Source organism: Streptomyces sp. NPDC060027 (assembly GCF_042737005.1).
Lineage (GTDB): Bacteria > Actinomycetota > Actinomycetes > Streptomycetales > Streptomycetaceae > Streptomyces.
This window is the reverse complement of record NZ_JBHWVI010000001.1, coordinates 87,951-105,515: the sequence shown is the minus strand read 5'-3', so window position 1 is coordinate 105,515 and position 17,565 is coordinate 87,951. Positions and strand designations below refer to the sequence as shown.

At 71.7% G+C, this 17,565-nt stretch carries 16 protein-coding genes, 2 pseudogenes and 1 riboswitch; of the genes and pseudogenes, 5 read left to right on the top strand and 13 right to left on the bottom strand.

Annotation, left to right across the window (positions count from 1 at the left end; all coding sequences use genetic code 11):
* Positions 1-22 precede the first annotated feature (22 nt).
* From ACFWBT_RS00395 to ACFWBT_RS00340, 12 genes are all read right to left on the bottom strand, one after another.
* Positions 23-736: a hypothetical protein gene (locus ACFWBT_RS00395; protein WP_385693935.1), complete on the bottom strand. Its 714-nt coding sequence runs from the start codon at positions 734-736 to the stop codon at positions 23-25.
* A 172-nt stretch (positions 737-908) separates the two neighbouring features.
* Positions 909-1,466 carry an NADPH-dependent FMN reductase gene (gene ssuE / locus ACFWBT_RS00390; RefSeq protein ID WP_385693932.1) on the bottom strand — a complete coding sequence of 186 codons (558 nt, stop codon included), beginning with the start codon at positions 1,464-1,466 and terminating at the stop codon, positions 909-911.
* 192 nt (positions 1,467-1,658) lie between these two features.
* A complete protein-coding gene (locus tag ACFWBT_RS00385; RefSeq protein ID WP_385693929.1) occupies positions 1,659-2,435 on the bottom strand; it encodes an alpha/beta hydrolase in 777 nt (258 codons plus the stop codon).
* A gap of 1 nt (position 2,436) precedes the next feature.
* On the bottom strand, positions 2,437-3,486 hold the full coding sequence (locus tag ACFWBT_RS00380) for an LLM class flavin-dependent oxidoreductase (RefSeq protein ID WP_385693926.1): 1,050 nt from the start codon (positions 3,484-3,486) through the stop codon (positions 2,437-2,439).
* A 118-nt stretch (positions 3,487-3,604) separates the two neighbouring features.
* Positions 3,605-4,945, bottom strand: a complete 1,341-nt coding sequence (locus ACFWBT_RS00375; protein WP_385693923.1) for an LLM class flavin-dependent oxidoreductase — start codon at positions 4,943-4,945, stop codon at positions 3,605-3,607.
* A gap of 26 nt (positions 4,946-4,971) precedes the next feature.
* The gene (locus ACFWBT_RS00370) at positions 4,972-5,853 is read right to left on the bottom strand and encodes an ABC transporter ATP-binding protein (RefSeq protein ID WP_385693920.1); all 882 of its coding nucleotides are present in this window, start codon (positions 5,851-5,853) and stop codon (positions 4,972-4,974) included.
* Positions 5,850-6,743, bottom strand: coding sequence for an ABC transporter ATP-binding protein (locus ACFWBT_RS00365; protein WP_385693918.1), 894 nt, complete (start codon positions 6,741-6,743; stop codon positions 5,850-5,852). The genes ACFWBT_RS00370 and ACFWBT_RS00365 overlap by 4 nt, the downstream gene beginning before the upstream one ends.
* Positions 6,743-7,630: an ABC transporter permease gene (locus tag ACFWBT_RS00360; protein WP_266754770.1), complete on the bottom strand. Its 888-nt coding sequence runs from the start codon at positions 7,628-7,630 to the stop codon at positions 6,743-6,745. Before ACFWBT_RS00360 ends, ACFWBT_RS00365 begins: the two co-directional genes overlap by 1 nt.
* Before the next feature lie 2 nt (positions 7,631-7,632).
* Positions 7,633-8,661, bottom strand: coding sequence for an ABC transporter permease (locus ACFWBT_RS00355; RefSeq protein ID WP_385693915.1), 1,029 nt, complete (start codon positions 8,659-8,661; stop codon positions 7,633-7,635).
* A gap of 32 nt (positions 8,662-8,693) precedes the next feature.
* Positions 8,694-10,268, bottom strand: a complete 1,575-nt coding sequence (locus ACFWBT_RS00350) for an ABC transporter substrate-binding protein (RefSeq protein ID WP_385693912.1) — start codon at positions 10,266-10,268, stop codon at positions 8,694-8,696.
* Positions 10,269-10,752: 484 nt separating this feature from the next.
* Positions 10,753-11,670 carry a DsbA family protein gene (locus tag ACFWBT_RS00345; RefSeq protein ID WP_385693909.1) on the bottom strand — a complete coding sequence of 306 codons (918 nt, stop codon included), beginning with the start codon at positions 11,668-11,670 and terminating at the stop codon, positions 10,753-10,755.
* Positions 11,667-12,101 carry an RrF2 family transcriptional regulator gene (locus tag ACFWBT_RS00340; protein WP_385693906.1) on the bottom strand — a complete coding sequence of 145 codons (435 nt, stop codon included), beginning with the start codon at positions 12,099-12,101 and terminating at the stop codon, positions 11,667-11,669. Before ACFWBT_RS00340 ends, ACFWBT_RS00345 begins: the two co-directional genes overlap by 4 nt.
* A gap of 139 nt (positions 12,102-12,240) precedes the next feature.
* On the opposite strand from ACFWBT_RS00340, the gene ACFWBT_RS00335 reads away from it, so the two are divergent.
* From ACFWBT_RS00335 to ACFWBT_RS00320, 4 genes are all read left to right on the top strand, one after another.
* On the top strand, positions 12,241-12,750 hold the full coding sequence (locus tag ACFWBT_RS00335; protein ID WP_385693904.1) for a cupin domain-containing protein: 510 nt from the start codon (positions 12,241-12,243) through the stop codon (positions 12,748-12,750).
* Positions 12,751-12,858: 108 nt separating this feature from the next.
* Positions 12,859-13,950, top strand: a complete 1,092-nt coding sequence (locus tag ACFWBT_RS00330) for an enoyl-CoA hydratase/isomerase family protein (RefSeq protein ID WP_385693901.1) — start codon at positions 12,859-12,861, stop codon at positions 13,948-13,950.
* A 247-nt stretch (positions 13,951-14,197) separates the two neighbouring features.
* Positions 14,198-14,344: riboswitch (cobalamin riboswitch) on the top strand.
* 40 nt (positions 14,345-14,384) lie between these two features.
* Positions 14,385-14,606, top strand: coding sequence for a CbtB-domain containing protein (locus ACFWBT_RS00325; protein ID WP_266754758.1), 222 nt, complete (start codon positions 14,385-14,387; stop codon positions 14,604-14,606).
* Between the two features lie 21 nt (positions 14,607-14,627).
* Positions 14,628-15,386, top strand: a complete 759-nt coding sequence (locus ACFWBT_RS00320; protein ID WP_385693897.1) for a CbtA family protein — start codon at positions 14,628-14,630, stop codon at positions 15,384-15,386.
* Positions 15,387-15,547: 161 nt separating this feature from the next.
* On the opposite strand, the pseudogene metE reads toward ACFWBT_RS00320, so the two are convergent.
* Positions 15,548-16,996, bottom strand: a pseudogene (metE, locus tag ACFWBT_RS00315) (5-methyltetrahydropteroyltriglutamate--homocysteine S-methyltransferase); the annotation flags it as partial.
* Here metE and ACFWBT_RS00310 point away from each other — a divergent pair.
* Positions 16,982-17,563, top strand: a pseudogene (locus ACFWBT_RS00310) (short-chain fatty acyl-CoA regulator family protein); the annotation flags it as partial. The pseudogenes metE and ACFWBT_RS00310 sit on opposite strands and share 15 nt — an antisense overlap.
* Between the last annotated feature and the right edge of the window lie 2 nt (positions 17,564-17,565).

Sequence of the window (17,565 nt, the reverse complement as noted above, 5' to 3'; positions counted from 1 at the left end):
GGGGCGGGCGCCGAGGGCGCGACTACGCCACTTCTCCGGGCGACGCGTAGTGATGCAGGTAGTCCCGCAGCTGGGGCTCGAGCTCGGACCGGTCGTTCCCGCGGAGGGAATGCCAGAGACGGTTCTCGACCCAGAACCGATGGGCGAACTCCTCGAACGAGGGCGCGCACCAGAGGATTGCGGCTCTTTGCTCCTCCGGATCGTCGAGATCGGTCCGCGTCTCCTCTCCCTCGCGCCGTGCCGCGTATTCGAGTTCGTAGTCGAGGGCGGAGTGCACCACGAATGCCTCTCCCGAAGGACGCAGATAGAGGTACCAGATGACGCAGTCCTGTTGATCCCGCAGGAACCGCACGAGGAAGGACCCAGGCTCGACCGGGCAGGGCAGGGGTTCTGAGATATCGGTCCAGCAACTTGTCACCGAGACCTCGTCCAGGGAGTGGTGCAGCTTGGCGTCGGTGTGGAAGGTGACGAAGTCCCGCGGCAGCGTCACGCCCTTGGCCGCCAGGTCCTTGCCCAACCGGTCGAGTGCCGCGCCCTGTTCGGGAAGGGGTTCGCCGGTGCCGCCGAGCCATTGAAACGCGCCGGCGAACCGTGTGGAGTCGAGCGGCGGCAGACTCTCGTACGGGTAGTACTCGTAGGTGTAGCGGCAGGCCCGGTAGTCACCCAAGTCGGTCGCGCACCAAGCCGAGTCGAAGCCGACGGAGGACAAGTCGGACCCTGATCGTTCAGCAGGCATCGGACCCCCTTTGATCATCATGAGCGGAGTTGTTGGCGGCAGCATGCCACCGCCCACTGACAACCCACTCCCCACTGCGGTCGCGTGAGAGCAGGGGAGGCGGTCGGATGCTCGGCCGCCTGGATGAACGGTCCGTCGGCCGCCGCCGATCCGACGATGTCGCCGGCCGAGCTCAGCCGGTGGACGCCAGCGCGGTCGTACGGCCTCCCAGCGCGGCGGAGAAGTGGTCCGTCACCTGCTCCAGTGCCCGGGCCGCGGCGGGTGCGATCGCCGGCGTGCCGTCGTCGCCGAGGGTGACGTCCTTGTCGAGCGTGAACCAGCCGGGCACGATGTGCGACGCGCCCATGGAACTCAGCACCGGACGCAACGCGTAGTCGATCGCGAGGACATGGGCCGTGCTGCCGCCCGTGGCGAGGGGCAGCACGGTCTTGCCGGCCAGCGCGTACTGCGGGAGCAGGTCGAGGAGCGACTTCAGCAGGCCGGAGTAGGCCGCCTTGTACACGGGCGTGCCGATCACCACCCCGTCCGCCCGCTCGAACAGGGCCGTGGCCTCGACGATCGCCGGATGCCGGAAGTCGGCGCCGAGCAGCGCGTGGGCGGGAAGCGTACGGACCTCCAGCGGCGTCACCTCGTGGCCCTGGCGGCGCAGCCGGTCGTCCAGGTGGCGCAGGAGCCGTGTGGTGCGGGAGGTGGGGGAGGGGCTTCCGGAGACGGACACGATCGTGGCCATGGCGAACCTTCCGGGTCGAGACGCGGATGCGTGAAGGGGGCGAGTGGCGCATGAAGAGGGGAGCGCGCGAGGACGGGAGATGGGTGCGCGGGGGCCGGTCACGGCGACGCGACTGCCGCGCGCGGTGCCCGGCCGCGGTACCCGGCCCGGCGTCGTCGGCGGACGTCCGGGGGAGGTCCGGGCGACGGGTCCTCACCAGGCGCTGGAGCGCACCGTGATCAGGGGCCGCAAGGTGTTGCGGAGTGTTTCGAGGAAGGTGACGACCTCGGCCGCCACCGAGCGGTGCTGGAGGTCGTTGAGGACGTCGTGATGGGCGTCGTGGACGGCCGAAAGACGGGCCCGGGGCAGCGACTTGGCGACGCGCGCGAGCGCCTCGTGGTCGGCCAGCGGATCGGAGTCGCCGACGAGCAGCAGGGTGGGCGGGAGGGCTTCGCCGTCGTAGGCCGCGTCCAGGACGGCGTCCGGGATCGCGTCGTTGAGCGACCCGCGCCGCACCTGCGGATCCTGGGTGAGGATGCCTCGGTGGGCGGGGCACGAGGTGCGGATGTCGAGCTCGTGGTCCCAGGTGTCGGCGACGGCGCCGATCGAGGAGGACGGGCCGGGGAGGCCGGCGAGGACGAGGGCGTCGGGCCGTCGGCCCGCCGGGGCCTCCGTCCGGCCGAGCAGCGCGGCGAGCGCGGCGGCCCCCGAGTCCGCTCCGACCAGGACGAGCGGTCGCACGACACCGTCCTCGGACGCGGTGCCCTCGACCGCGGTGGCGAGTTCGGCGGCGAAGCCGGTCAGGGACGCGGCCGGGTCCTCGGGGTCGAGCGCCGGGGCGTCGATCACCCGGACGCGGTAGGCGTCGGCGGCGAGTCGTCGACCCAAGCGCGCGTAGGTCGCCCGGGTCTCGCCGCGGCCGGGGACCACCAGGATCGTGCCGCGGGTTCGGAGGCCTTCGGGCCCGTGATGGTCGCTGTACTGGGTCATCTCACACTCCTGCGGATGCGGGCTGGACGGGGGCCGGCTCGGCCGTCTGCGCCCGCTTCCAGCCCAGGGCGGGTGCCACCTCGGTCGCGATGAGTTCGAGGGCGCGCACGGCGGCGTCGTGGTCGGGGACGGCGGGGTTGAACTGGGTGATCAGGTCGGTCGTGACGGGCAGCACCTGCTCCTGGCGCAGCGCCTCGACGATCTCGTCGGGATGGCCGTAGAAGGTGTGGAAGCGGCGCAGCGCCTCGTCCGCGCCGAGGCCCCGGGGGAACGCGCCGCTCTCCGCCATGCGCAACGCCGCCCTGTGCACGTCGTCGCCGATCGTGCGGAGCGCCGTACGCCGGTCCTTGGCCGGAAAGACGAAGCGGGACAGGCCGATGCGCGGGCGGTGCGGCCGGTCCCAGGCCGCGAGGAAGGCGTCGGCCCAGGGGCGCTGCACCTCGTCGGTGGGGGCGTCGAATCCGTAGGCCGCCCGGTTGAGTAGCAGGTTCGATCCGCGGCTCGCGGCGTACGCGGCTCCCTGTGCGCTGAACACGCCCTGCCAGACGCGACGGTCGAAGTCGCCGGGCCTGGGCTGGATGCGGAAGTCGGGGGTGCCCACGTCACCCTGGGCCAGGGCCTGGCGCAGGACGTCGAGGTTCTCGCTGGTCAGCTCGCGCTTGCGGGCGACGTCCTTGCCGAAGGCGGCGTACTCCAGGCCGCTCGATCCGCTGCCCACGCCGATCTCGACGCGGCCGCCGCTGAGGGTGTCGACGGTGGCGATGTCCTCGGCGAGGCGGACCGGGTCCTCCAGTGGAAGGACGGTGACGGCGGTGCCCAGCCGGATGCGGGTGGTCCGGGCCGCGGCGTGGGCGAGGAAGGTCCAGGGCGAGGAGAGTCCGCCGCCCCCGAGGGCGACGTGGTGCTGGGCGACCCAGCCGACGTCGAAGCCGAGTTCGTCCGCCACGACGAACAGTTCCTGCGCGTTGCGGTAGGTGCGGGCGATGTCCTGGTCGCGTCCCTGGACATGGGTGAGGAAGCCGAGCCTGAAGCGTGGTTGTTCGTTCGTCATGGGGTGGTGGCCTTTCGGGGTCGGGTCCGCCGCGCCGGCCGGCGTCGGGGTGAGCCGGCCGGGCCGCGGTGGCCGTGGGGGCGAAGGCGTGCTCGACCGGTCGGTCGTGGCGGGGTCCTCAGTCGTTCACGAGCTGGGGCTCGGCGGCGTGGCGGTTGGCCGGGACCGGCAGGCCGAGGTTGCCGCGCAGGGTGTCGGCCGCGTACTCGGTGCGGAACAGCCCGCGCTTCTGGAGGATCGGGACGACGCCGTCGACGAAGAGGTTCAGTTCGTCCTCGGTGCGGAAGGCGAGGTTGATGCCGTCGAAGGTGCCGGCGTCGAACCACTTCTCGATGGTGTCGGCGACGGTCTCCGGAGCCCCGACGAAGGGCGAGCCGCGGAACTGGTTGACGGACTCGGCCACTTGGCGGAGCGTCAGATTCTCCGTCCGGGCCCGCTCGATGAGGTTCGCCGCTCCGGTGCGGCCGCCCTTCTCGGCGAGGTGCGCGACGTCGGGGAACGGCGCGTCCAGGTCGTGCGCGCTGAAGTCGTAGGCGCCGAAGGAGCGGCCGAGCAGGGCGAGGTTGCGGTCGAAGTCGTTGTCCTCCTCGAAGATCTCCCGCTCGCGGCGCCGGGCAGCCTCGTCGGTGGCGGCGACGACCGGGCCCCCGTGGATGAAGATCTTGATGTGCTCGGGGTCGCGGCCGTAGGAGGCGGTGCGCTTCTTGATGTCGGCGTAGTACTCCTGCGCCTGCTGGAGGCTGCCGCCCGGAGCGTAGATGCCCTCGGCGACCTGAGCGGCGAGGTCGCGGCCCTCCTCGGACACCCCGGCCTGGAAGATCACGGGCTGGCCCTGCGGGGAGCGGGAGAGGTTCAGCGGTCCCGCCACCTTGAAGTGCTCGCCCGCGTGGTCGAGCGCGTGCAGCTTGGCCGGGTCGAGGAAGACGCCCCGGTCGACGTCGGCCGGGAAGGCGTCGTCCTCGTAGGAGTCCCACAGGCCCCGGGCGACCTGGACGAACTCCAGGGCACGGCCGTACCGCGTGGTGTAGTCGAGGTGCTCGTCGAGGCCGAAGTTTTTGGACGTGCCGGTGTCGAAGCTGGTGACGACGTTCCAGCCGGCCCGGCCGCCGCTGATGTGGTCGAGGGAGGCGAAGCGGCGGGCCAGGTTGAACGGTGAGTTGTACGTCGAACTCGCCGTGCCGACCAGGCCGATGTGCCGGGTGTGGGTGGCGACCGCGGACAACAGGGTCAGCGGTTCGAGGCGGTTGAGGTAGTGCGCCGGGTAGGTGTCGTTGATGAACTGGCTGTCGACGATGAACAACGCGTCGAAGAGGGCGTGTTCGGCGGCCTTCGCCAGCCGGATGTAGTAGTCGATGTCGATGCTGGCGTTCTTCGCGACGCGCGGGTCCTTCCACAGTCCGTGTTGGCCGGGACCGCCGACGCCGTAGGGGTGCAGGGCGAGATGGATCGTGCGGGGCATGGCTTTGGGTCCTGTCTCTCGGGGGTTCAGACGTTCAGGAGGGCGCGCAGGGCCGCGCGTTCGGCCCGGTCGGCCGGTGCGGAGTGCAGCGTGGGCGCGGAGCGGACGAGCAGGCGCGTGTAGGCGTGCCGGGGCCGGGCTATGACGTCGTGCGCCGTGCCCGTCTCGACGAGTTCGCCCTGGTACAGCACGGCCACCCGGTCGGCGATCCCGGCGACGGAGCCCAGGTCGTGGGAGATGAAGACGAGGGCCACACCGTCGTCGCGGAGTTCCTTGAGGATCTGCAGGATCTGGACGCGGTTGGCGGAGTCCAGGGCGCTGACCGGCTCGTCGAGGATGACGAGGCGGGGTTCGGTGACCAACGCCCGGGCCACCGCGACGCGTTGGCGCTGTCCGCCGGAGAGCTCACCGGGCAGCCGGTCGAGCAGGTCCTCGGAGAGCCGGACCCGGGAGAGGAACGCGCGGATCCGGGCGGCCGCCGTGCCGCGGGACTCGCCCCGGACGAGGAGCGGTTCGGCCAGGGAGGCCTCGACGGTGAGATCGGGGTCGAGGCTGCGCAGCGGGTCCTGGAAGACGTACTGGATCACACCGCGGCGGCGCAGGGCGCGCCACTGCCGTCCGCTGTACGCGCTGACGTCCTCGCCGTCGACGACGACGGACCCCGCCGAGGTGCGCACCAGGCCGAGCACGGCCCGCGCCAGGGTGGACTTGCCCGAGCCCGTCTCGCCGATGATCCCGAGGGTCTCGCCCGGCGCGAGGCTCAGGGAGACGCCGTGCAAGGCGCGTCGGCGTCGTCGGCGCAGACCGTAGTGCACGGCGAGGTCCTTGACCTCCAGGACCGGGCGCGCGGGCGCCTTGCGGGGTGCGGACTGCGGGTCCGCAGCGGTGCTTGCGGCCTCGGTGCTCATGCGTCCTCCTTGGGTGCGAGGAACTTCTCCAGGCCGTACTGCTCGTGCTCGGCGATCAGCAGCCGGGTGTACTCGTGCCGTGGACGGTGGAGTACGTCGCTGGTCGGGCCCTGCTCGACCACCTCGCCCTGGCGCATGACGAGGACCTCGTCGCACAGCTGGGCGACGACGGCCAGGTCGTGGGAGACCACGAGGAGGGCCAGTCCGGTCCGCTCGCGCAGGTCGGCCAGCAGGTCGAGGATCTCGGCCTGGACGGTGACGTCGAGCGCGGTGGTGGCCTCGTCGGCGATGAGGATCCGTGGGCCGGCGGCGATCGCCGCGGCGATGAGGACCCGTTGGAGCATGCCGCCGGACAGCTCGTAGGGGTACTGGCCGTGCACGAGCTCGGGGTTCCGCAGCTGGACGGCGCGCAGCAGGTCGATCGCCCGGTGGTGTGCCGCGCGCCGCTTCAGTCCCTTCTTGACCCGGAGGACCTCGGCGATCTGGGCGCCCACCCGGATCGACGGGTTCAGGTAGGACGCCGGGTCCTGGAAGACCGCGCTGATCGTGGCGCCCCGCAGCTCCGTCCACCGCGCGGGGGACAGGCCGGTGATGTCGGTGCCGTCGATCTCCACCGAGCCGCCGGTGATCTCGAAGTGAGGGGGCAGGATACCCAGCGCGGCACGGCAGGTGAGGGTCTTGCCGCTGCCGGACTCGCCGACGATGCCGACGGTCCTGCCGGGCGTGAGCGTGAAGCTCACGCCGTGGACGATCTCCCGGCCGCCGGCCCGGTCGCCGATGCGTACATCGCGTACGGCGAGCACCGGCGACGGCGGTTCGGCCGGCTGCCCGGGGCCGGGCTCGCCGAACTCCTCGGCCTCGGTGAGGAGTTTCTCGGACAGAGTGGCCATCAGGCACCTCCTGCGGGAGCGGGGCCGGCCTCGGCGCGGCGGTTGGCGCGGGCCTTGCGGTTGTTGACCAGGGCGCGGCCCGCTTCGCCGGAGACGTCGCGGATCGCGTCGGCGAGGAGGTTGCAGGCCCAGACGGTGACCATGATCAGCAGGGCGGGGGCGAGCGGTGCCCACGGCTGGTGGCTGAGGTAGCCCAGATCCGAGGCGAGCAGGCCGCCCCACGTGGGCGCGGGAGGCTGGACCCCGATCCCGAGGAAGGTCAGGCTCGACACGATGACGAAGCCGACGCCGATGGTCTGGGCGAGCGCTACCGCGATCGGCGGGAGCACCTTGGACCAGACGTGCCGGCGTACGATCCAGCCGATCGAGGCACCGGAGACGATCGCGGCCTCCACGTACGGCGAGCGGGCCACGGCCAGGGTGGCCGCGCGCGCCACGCGGTAGAACAGCGGGGACACCAGCGCGCCCGTGACGAGCATCGCCTGCGTGAGACCGTTGCCGAGCAGCGCGATGACGGCGACGGCGAACAGCAGGAACGGCAGGGCGACCAGGGTGTCGGTGAGCCGGAGGGTGACCCACTCGAAGACCCGGCCGAGATAGACCGACAGGATGCCGGGGACGGCGCCGATGGCCAGGGCCGTGAGCGCGACCTCCAGGGCGCCGAGGATGCTGACGCGGGAGCCGTCGAGGAGGCGGCTCAGCACGTCACGGCCGAGGTAGTCGGTCCCCAGCCAGTGGCCCCCGGAGGCGGCGGCGAGCGTGTGGTCGCTGGTCGCCAGGGGGTTCTGGGGAGCGAGCAGCGGCCCGAACAGGGCGAGCAGGGCGATCGCGGCGAGGACGGCCACGGCGATCCGGCCGGTGGTGAGGGAGAGAACGCGGCGCACCATGGTCACACCCCCCGCTGGGAGGCAGGCGTGACGCGCGCCAGCACCAGGTTGACGATCAGGTTGAAGGCGACGACCAGGACGATCGACACCACGAGGACTCCCTGTACCGCCGGTACGTCGCCGGCCTGCGCGGAGTCGTTGGCGAACCGTCCGAAGCCCTGGAGCCCGAAGATCCATTCCGTGACGACGGAGGCGCCGACCAGGGCGGGGAACTTCAGGCCCAGCGTGGCGAGCGCGGGCCCGAGGCCGTTGCGCAGCACATGGGCGAGGAAGATCCTGCGCGGACTCAGGCCGCGGACCACCGCCCCGGTCACGTAGTTCTCGCTGTAGGCCGCGACGAGGCTGCTGCGCAGTTGCCGGGCGACGTCGGCGACGACGTCGAAGCTCAGCGCGACGGCCGGGAGCGTGATGTGGGCGAGCCATGGCCCGAACCCCTGCTCCGCCGGGACGTATCCGGCCGACGGCAACAGGTGCAGTCCCACCGCGAAGACCGCGACCAGCACGATGCCGACGACGAAGGCCGGCATCACCGAGATCACCGTGACGAATCCCGTGATCGCGCGGTCGACCCAGGTGGTGCGGCGCAGGGCCGCGACCGTGCCGAGGGCGAAGCCCGCGACCACGCCGATGAGCAGGGCGAAGGTCGCGACCGACAGGCTCACGCCCAGGCCGAGGCCGATGAGGGTGGAGATGTCGGCGCCGTTGGTCCAGCTCGCGCCGAGCTGTCCGTGCAGGACGCCGCCGAACCAGTCCCCGTACTGGACGAGGAAGGGCCGGTCGAGGCCCCACTGGGCCTCGACGCGGGCGACCGCTTCGGGTGTCGCCTCCTCGCCCAGCTGGATGCGCGCCGGGCTGAGCCCGCTGAGCGACCGCAGTGCGAAGGTCACGAAGGTCGCGACCAGGAACACGGGCACGAAGATGGCGACCGACCGGGCGAGGGTGGCCAGGACGCGGCCCAGCGTGTGCCGTGTCCTGGCCGCGGCGGCCGGGAGACGGACGTCGGGTGCGGTCGGTGCCTCCGTCGTCGTCATGGGTTGCCCCCTCTCTGTGAAGGACGGAGGTGTCAGTTGCCGCCGGCGATGGTCACGCCGGTCCAGTCGATGTGGGCGGGGTTCTTCGGCAGGGCGGAGATGGACTTGCTCTTGGCGATGAGGTTGGGCGAGGAGTACGTGAAGACCAGCGCCTTGCTCTTCAGGCCGGCCCGGGTCGCGGCCTGGAGGACCTTCGTGTAGTCCGGCGAGTCCAGCGGGGTCTGGCGGACCTTGGCGATGGCCGCCTCGAAGCCGGCCGGCTCATAGGGCGAGCTGAGGTTGAGCGGGCCGTTCGGGCCGAAATGCGCGGTGAGGGTCTGCGCCGCGGAGTCACGCCCCGTGGTGCCGTACAGCGAGAACGTCAGGTCCTTGGCGAAGAACGGCGTGGCCCAGTTCTTGTCGATCTTGATGGTGACGGTGATGCCGACCTTCGCCAACTGCGCCTGGACGATCTCGGCTTGGGGGTCCTCGGCGGGGATGACGAGGTTGAGCTTGATGTCGCCCGCCTTGTGGCCGGCCTCGCGCAGAAGCTTCTTCGCCTTCGCGGGGTCGTAGGCGTAGTCGTTCTCCGACTGCGGATCGAAGGCGACATAGCCCTTGGGGAAGGGCTGGTTGGTCACCGAGCCGTAGCCGAAGGTCAGCTTGTCGACGAACTCCTGACGGTTGATCGCGTGGCGGACCGCGTCGACGACCTTGTCGTTGTCGAACGGCGCCTTGTTGGTGTTGAGGCTGATGTTGGAGGCGTTGAAGCCGGGCTGCACGAGGACGTCGAGTCCGGCCTTCTTGGCGGCGTCGGCCTGACTGGGCGCGATGTCGGCGAAGTTGTAGACGCCGGTCTGGAGACCGGAGACGACGGTGGAGGCGTCGGGGGCGGAGGTCAGCTCGACGTTGTCGATGTGGATGTTCTCTGCGTCCCAGTAGTCCGGGTTCTTCTTCAGGACGGCCTTGGTGCCGGGGACGAGCTGGGTGACGGTGAACGGGCCGGCGCCGACCGGGTTCTGGTCCAGCTTCTCGGGTGAGGCGGCCGCCTTGGGACTGGCGATCTGCAGGACGCGCTCGCCGAGCAGTTGGGGTATCTGGTAGTCCACCTGGCTGAGGTGGATCACCGCGTCCAGGCCCTTGGCGTCCACCGTCTTGATCGAGGTCAGGTCGCCGAAGAGGGCTGAGTTCTTCTGCTTCTTGGCCCGTTCGATGGCGGCCTTCACGGCCGCGCCGTCGACCGGCGCACCGTCACTGAACCTCAGGTGGGGACGCAGGTGGAAGGTGATCACATCACCCTTGCCGTTGTACTCCCAGCTCTTGGCCAGGTCCGGGACGGCCTTCCCCTTCTCGTCGGTGCGGGTCAACGAGGCGTACACCAGGGCGAGTTCACGGAACTGCGCGCCACTGCCGCCGACGACCGGGTCCCAGTGGGTGGGGAAGTAGGAGGAGGTCCACTTCAGCGCGGCGCCGCCGGCGGACGACGACGCCTCGCCGCCGCAGGCGCTGAGCGCGGGGACGAGCACGGTGGCCAGGGCGGTCCCGAGGGCGGCGGCGCGCAGCCGGCCGGGGCGCCGGGGGGAACGGAGGGCCGCTGCGGGGTTGCGGGGCGTGAGTCGTCCGGACATCTGTTTTCTTTCTGCGAAGGCTCCCGCCCGCGCCGGGGCAGCGGAGGGGGAGCAAGGGCGGCACACCCCGCCGAAGGGCGCCGCGCAGGCCGGGACGGGCATGCCTGCGTGGGCTTCGGTGCGCACGTGGGCATGCCGCGCTCAGGGCATGAGGCGGTGGCGGATCGAGGGGGGCGCCGTGAGGTGAAGGGAGCGGAAGCGACGAAACGCTGAGAGAGCGGCGCGCGATGACGAGGGCCGGGCGGCGGAACGGCGCGGGGCCGGTGCCGGCGGGAGGGACGTCAGGCGCCTGGGGGCCGCGGTTGGCGGGCGGTCAGCGACAGAGAGCGCTGCAGGTGCGCCGCAGGTCCACGTAGCGGCACACCACGCCGGGGTGCGTCGTGAGCATGGTGCACATCCTGCGGCCGGTTCTCAGCCGCTGTCAATGGACACCAATTGGTGTCTCATTGGGCGGGACGGGCCCTGACCGCTGATCAGAAGCCCGTCAGGGCGCGGCGGGAGCGCCGCGGCCGCCGACTGGGTGCACCGCGGCCTCCTGCGGATCCAGCCACAGCGGGCCGTTGCCGGTCTCCATGCGGACGGCGTCCGCGGGAGGCCATGGGCCGTCGGTCAGCAGTTCGCGCTCCGGACCGGTCAGACTCCGGTAGAGCGCGAGCGCCTCCGCGGGAGCCTGCCGCACGGGTGCCGACAGCAGTCCGGGGCTCAACTCGTCGAACGCCGACGCGTACTCCTCGTACGACCGCCAGCCGGGTACGACGCGACACCCCGCGGGAGCGCGGACCAGCAGCGTCGGCAGCGCGTAGCGGTACCCGCCGTCGGCGGTCTCCTTGGCGGCGCCGGGATGCGGCGACCCACCGCGCACCGACAGCACCTCGCGGACCGGCCGGCGCGCCTCGGCACGGTCGGCACGCACCGCCTCCAGCACGGCCGCCGACGCCGCGTCGGCGGCCAGCCGCTCATGGTCCAGGCCGGGCACGCCCCGTACCGCGGACAGCGCGAGCGCGGATGTGTCCGCGGGCTCCCCGAGCACGAAGACGCTCTCCCGCAGCCGCCGCAGCACCCGCTCGGCGACCTCGCCGCCCTGCCGTTCGGCGGCCTTGGCGACCAGCGAGGACGGCCACGAACTCGCGGCGACCCGGCTCAGCCGCAGCGCCCGCGGCGCCCGCGTGTGGGCGCCGATGTCCTCGACATAGCGCGCGTACCAGGCGGTCTCCGCCGCCGGATCGGGCGGCGGGTCGTCGTCGTGGTCGAACAGGACGCAGTACGCGCGGCGCCAGTGGACCCGTCCGGCGAGCGCGGCGCGGAGCCGCCGGAACACCGGCTCCGATCCCCAGGCCCAGGGACACAGCGGGTCGGTGTACTCCACCACCTCCACCGCGGGCCGGTCCGGCGGGGCCGTCACGCGGCCCCCTTCCGGTTCAGGTCTTCGCCCGCTTCGGCGAGCAGCAGCGTGGCCAGGGACGTGCCGCCCAGAACCGCGGCGGCATCCGCCTCGATACGACGCCACACCTCCGGCAGTCCGGAGGCGGGACCCGGGTAGTCGAGACCGGCGAGCGGCTCGCCCCGCAAGGTGATCAACTCACCGTCCACGGCGCGCGCGACATCCAGCAGGGTGATCTCGTCGGCGGGCCGGCCGAGCCAGTAGCCGCCCTCGCAGCCACGCTGGCTGCGGACCAGGCCGGCCCGGCGCAACTCGCCCACCACGGACTTCAGGAACCGGAACGGGACCTGCTGCGAGGAGGCGATGGCCTCGCAGGTGAGCGGGCGGGCCGGCTCGCGGGCGAGCTCCAGCAGGGCCCGTGCGGCGTAGTCCGCCTTCGCGGAGATATGCATGCGCCCATGATGCCCGACACGGTGTCCGCCACCAGGGCCTACACGGGTTCCCCACGTACATTGCGGGAACATTGCCGCAGGTGAAGGGCAATGGACACCTCTTGACATCCTTTTACGGGCCGCTCTAGCGTCCCCATCCATGAGCGAGCCGTTGACGACCCCCGGCGAAGGTTTCCACCCCCATCTCCACGACACCGCGGGGGAGTCGCCGGCACCCCTGCGCACCCGTCTGCACCACATCCGCGCCGGCGCTCTCGACGGCGACACGGCGCAGACCGGAGGCATGCGCAGATTCGCCGCCGTCAGCGGCAACACCGTCGGCTCCGAGAAGCTGTGGATGGGCCAGACCCACGTCGCCCCCTCCACCTCCTCCTCCGATCACCACCACGGGGCGTCCGAGACCGCCATCTACGTGGTCAGCGGACACCCTGAATTCGTCTTCCTCGACGACTCGGGGGCACAGCCCGAGGAAGTACGCCTGCGCACCTCTCCCGGCGACTACATCTTCGTGCCCCCGTTCGTCCCGCACCGCGAGGAGAACCCGGACCCGGCGGAGGAGGCCGTCGTCGTCATCGCCCGCAGCACCCAGGAGGCGATCGTGGTCAACCTCCCGCGGCTGTACGTGTTGCGGGCGGGACAGGAGGCCTGAGTACGGTATCCGGGAGATCGTCCGCGACCGGCGGATCCATCGGCTCCTGGAAGGAACCATCGAGATCATGCGCGTCATCGTGGCCCGCGCCCTGACGGGGGCGTTCGAATGAGCGGCACCGGGGCGCACGGCGCCGACGAATCCGTCCTGCTGCACACCGACGGACGAGCCGCCCACCTCACGCTCAACCGGCCGAAGGCCCTGAACGCCCTGAACCACGCGATGGTGCGCCGGATCGACCAGGCACTCACCGCCTGGGAGCACGACCCGGCCGTCGAGACCGTGGTCGTCACCGGCGCCGGAGAGCGCGGACTGTGCGCGGGCGGCGACATCCGCGTGGTCCACGACGACGCGCGCGACGGGGACGGCACCGCGTCCGCCGCGTTCTGGCGCGACGAGTACCACCTCAACGCCCGCATCGCCCGCTACCCCAAGCCGTACGTGGCGGTCATGGACGGCATCGTCATGGGCGGCGGCGTCGGCGTCTCCGCGCACGGCAGCGTCCGCGTCGTCACCGAGCGCTCCCGGATAGCCATGCCCGAGACCGGTATCGGCTTCGTCCCCGACGTCGGCGGCACCCATCTGCTCGCCCACGCACCGGGCGAACTGGGCACCCACCTCGCCCTGTCGGGTGCCTCGATGGGCGCCGGTGACGCCCTGCTGTGCGGCCTCGCCGACCACTACGTACCGTCCTCGGCACTGCGGCAGTTGGTGTCCGACCTCGCCGACCGGCCCGTACGGGAAGCTCTGGCAAGTCATGTGCAGCCACCGCCCCCGGCCGAGCTGGCGGAGCGGCGGGAGTGGATCGACGCCTGCTACGCCGCCGACACGGTCGAGGAGATCGTGCGGCGGCTGCTCGCGGTCGGCGACCCGGCGGCCAAGGAGACGGCGGAGATCCTCCTCGGCAACTCGCCCACCGCCGTGAAGGTCACGCTCGCCGCCCTGCGCCGCGCCCGCCGCCTCGGCGGCCTGGAGCGCGTACTGGACCAGGAGTACCGCGTCTCCTGCGCGGCCCTGTCCTCCCCCGACCTGGTGGAGGGCGTCCGGGCCCAGATCATCGACAAGGACCGCGACCCGCACTGGTCCCCGGCCACCCTCGGCGAGGTCACCGACGCCGACGTCCAGCGCTTCTTCGCACCCTTGGGGGAGCGTGAACTAGGGCTCGCTCCGCCCGGCACCGCGACGGACGAAGCGCGCTGAGCGGGACCGTCGCGCGCACCGGACCCGTGCGCGCGAGCGGTCCGGGTCCCGTTGGTGGAGTCCGCGCCCAACTCCGCCCGCACACCGCCGAACAGTGCGCCGCCGAGGCCGAACACGGCGGGGCGGCCGACCACTTCGACCACTTCTCCGGGCGGCGTCCGAAACCGCACCGGTGTCCCGCCGTGCACAAGGGACCCGCCACCTGGGACGAGAGGAAGATCACGGCAGGTGGTGCGGTCTTGGCCGAGAACTCGCCACGCGGTACGGTCGGTCCGATATTGATGACGTCAAGACGGAAGCCGGTGGAAATCCGGCACGGTCGCGCCACTGTGAACGAGACGCTCCAGCCACGCTGGGCGCCGCGTGAGTCAGACCCGTAGGCGTCATCCTGTGCACCACCGAGATGGGACGCGAACTCCCGAGGAGGTTCTGCCATGGCGCAGACCGTCGCCCAGCCGACAGCCACCACCCCCGTTCTTCCCGCCAAGCTGCCGCTGAAGGCGATTGCTCCCTGGGCGGTCTTCTTCGGCATCCTGATGCTGGTCCTGCTGTACTTCGTCGGCGCCGAACAGGGCGCCACCGCCGTCGTCTCCGGCGAGGACGTCCACGAGTGGGTGCACGACGCCCGCCACCTGCTCGGTTTCCCCTGCCACTGACGCGAGGGACAGCGCACACTCATGAACTCCGCAACGGTAAGAAACCTGCTCGTGCGAGGCATGCTCGCCGGCCTCGCCGCCGGCCTGCTCGCCCTCGTCGTGGCCTACTTCCTCGGTGAACCGAGCGTCGACAGCGCGATCGGCTTCGAGGAAGCACACGCTTCCGGGCACGATCACGAGGTCGAACTCGTCTCCCGCAGCCTCCAGTCCACCGCCGGCCTGGCCACCGGCGTCCTCTTCTACGGAATCGCCTTCGGCGGTATTGCGGCGCTCGGCTTCTGCTTCGCGCTCGGCCGCGTGGGCCGCTTCAGCCCGCGCGCGACCGCGCTCCTGCTGTCCGGCAGCGCGCTGCTCGCCGTGTACGTCGTGCCGTTCCTGAAGTACCCGGCCAATCCGCCGTCGGTCGGCGACCCCGACACCATCGGCAAGCGGACCACCCTGTACTTCCTGATGATGGTGCTCAGCGTGCTCCTGGCGATCGGCGCCGTCATCCTCGGCAAGCGGCTCGCGCCCAGGCTGGGCACCTGGTACGCGACGATCGCCGCGGTGGCCGCCTTCGCCGTCGTGATCGGCCTGGCGTACGCGTTCCTGCCCACGATCAACGAGGTGCCGGAGCACTTCCCCGCCACCCTGCTGTGGCGGTTCCGGATCTCCGCCTTGGCCATCCAGGCCACACTGTGGACCGGATTCGGCCTGGTCTTCGGCGAGTTGGCCGAACGCATGCTGAACCCCAAGCCCGCGGCGGCCCCGTCCGGGCGATCGGTGCCGGCCGCGCACTGATCCCGCGGAACACAAGAGGGCCCTTCGGAACCGTCCGGGGGCCCTCTCGCGTTGTGCCTGACTCCACCGCTCAAGGGCTCCACGCGCCGTTCGCCGTTCCCTCGGCGTGGGAATCCGGGGAGGCGGCCGGCGGCCGCCTCCCCGGGCGGAACGTCCCGATGTCAGGACGCGGGAAGTTCCCCACGCACGACGTGGGCGGCGGCGACCAGGTTCTCCAGCGAGGCGCGGGTCTCGGGCCAGCCGCGGGTCTTCAGACCGCAGTCGGGGTTCGCCCACAGCCGCTCGGCGGGGATGGCCTTCAGCCCGGCCCGCAGTAGTTCGACGGCCTCCTCCGTGCTCGGAACGCGCGGGGAGTGGATGTCGTACACGCCGGGTCCCGCCTCGCGCGGGTAGCCGTGCGAGGCGAGTTCACGGGCGACCTGCATGTGGGAGCGGGCCGCCTCCAGGCTGATGACGTCGGCGTCGAGGTCGTCGATGGCCTGGACGATGTCCCCGAACTCGGCGTAGCACATGTGGGTGTGGATCTGCGTGTCCGGACGCACGCCGCTCGTGCTGAGCCGGAACGCCTCCGTGGCCCACGCCAGATACGCCGGTCGGTCGGCCGCGCGCAGCGGAAGGGTCTCGCGCAGGGCCGGCTCGTCGACCTGGATCACCGAACTCCCGCCCGCCTCCAGGTCGTTCACCTCGTCCCGCAGGGCCAGGGCGACCTGGCGGGCGGTGTCACCGAGAGGCTGGTCGTCGCGGACGAAGGACCAGGCGAGCATGGTGACCGGCCCGGTGAGCATGCCCTTGACCGGGCGATCGGTCAGGGACTGGGCGTACGTCGTCCAGCGCACCGTCATCGGCTCGGGCCGCGTGATGTCGCCTGCCAGGATCGGCGGGCGGACATAGCGGGTGCCGTAGGACTGCACCCAGCCGTGCTGCGTGGCCAGGTAACCGGTGAGCCGCTCGGCGAAGTACTGCACCATGTCGTTGCGTTCGGCCTCGCCGTGCACCAGGACGTCCAGACCGGTCTTCTCCTGGAAGGAGATCACCTCCTGGATCTCGGCCTTGATGCGCTCCTCGTAACCGGCCGTGTCGATGCGGCCCGCGCGCAGATCGGCGCGGGCGGCGCGCAGTTCGCCGGTCTGCGGGAAGGAGCCGATGGTGGTGGTCGGCAGGAGCGGGAGACCGAGGTGGGCCCGCTGGGCCGCGGCCCGCTCGCCGTACGGCTGGGACCGGCGGGCGTCGGCCTCCGTGACGGCGGCGGCGCGGGCCCGGACGGCGGGATCGCGCGTGATCGGCGAGTTCGCCCGAGAGGCCAGGTCGGCCCGGTTGGCGGCGAGTTCGGCCGCGATGGCGCCGGTGCCCTGTGCGAGCCCCTTGGCCAGGGAGACGACCTCGGCCGTCTTCTGGCGGGCGAAGGCGAGCCAGCGCAGGATCTGCGGCTCGATGTCCCGTTCCGGCGCGGAGTCGAGCGGCACGTGGAGCAGGGAGCAGGAGGCCGCCACGTCGACCCGGTCGGCGAGACCCAGCAGGGTACCGAGGGTGGCCAGGGACTTCTCCAGGTCGTTCACCCAGATGTTGCGGCCGTCGACCACACCCGCGACCAGGCGCTTGCCGAGGAGGCGCGCTACGACATCGAGCGCCTCACCGACCGCTACGGCCTCGGACACGAGACCGTCTGCCACCGGCTGAGCACGCTCCAGCGCCCGAGGCTGCGCGGCGTGCCCTTCTCCTTCGTCCGGGTCGACCGGGCCGGCAACATGTCCAAGCGGCAGTCCGCCACCGGCCTCCACTTCTCCAGGGCCGGCGGAACCTGCCCGCTGTGGAACGTCTACGAGGCGTTCGCGGTCCCCGGCCGCATCCACGTCCAGGTCGCTGAAATGCCCGACGGACAGCGCTACTTGTGGACCGCTCGGGCGATCACCCGGCACCGCGGCGGCTGGGGCGAACCCGGCAAGACCTTCGCCATCGGCCTCGGCTGCGAGATCCGGCACGCCCACCGGCTCGTCTACTCCGACGGCCTCGACCTAGGCAGCGCCGCCGCGGCCACACGCATCGGCATGGGCTGCCGCGTCTGCGAACGCCTCGACTGCCCCCAGCGCGCCGCCCCGCCCCTGGGCAGCCCGCTGCGCGTCGACCAGGACACCAGCACCTTCGTCCCGTATCCGGTGGCCGAGCGACCGGGTCCGTGAAC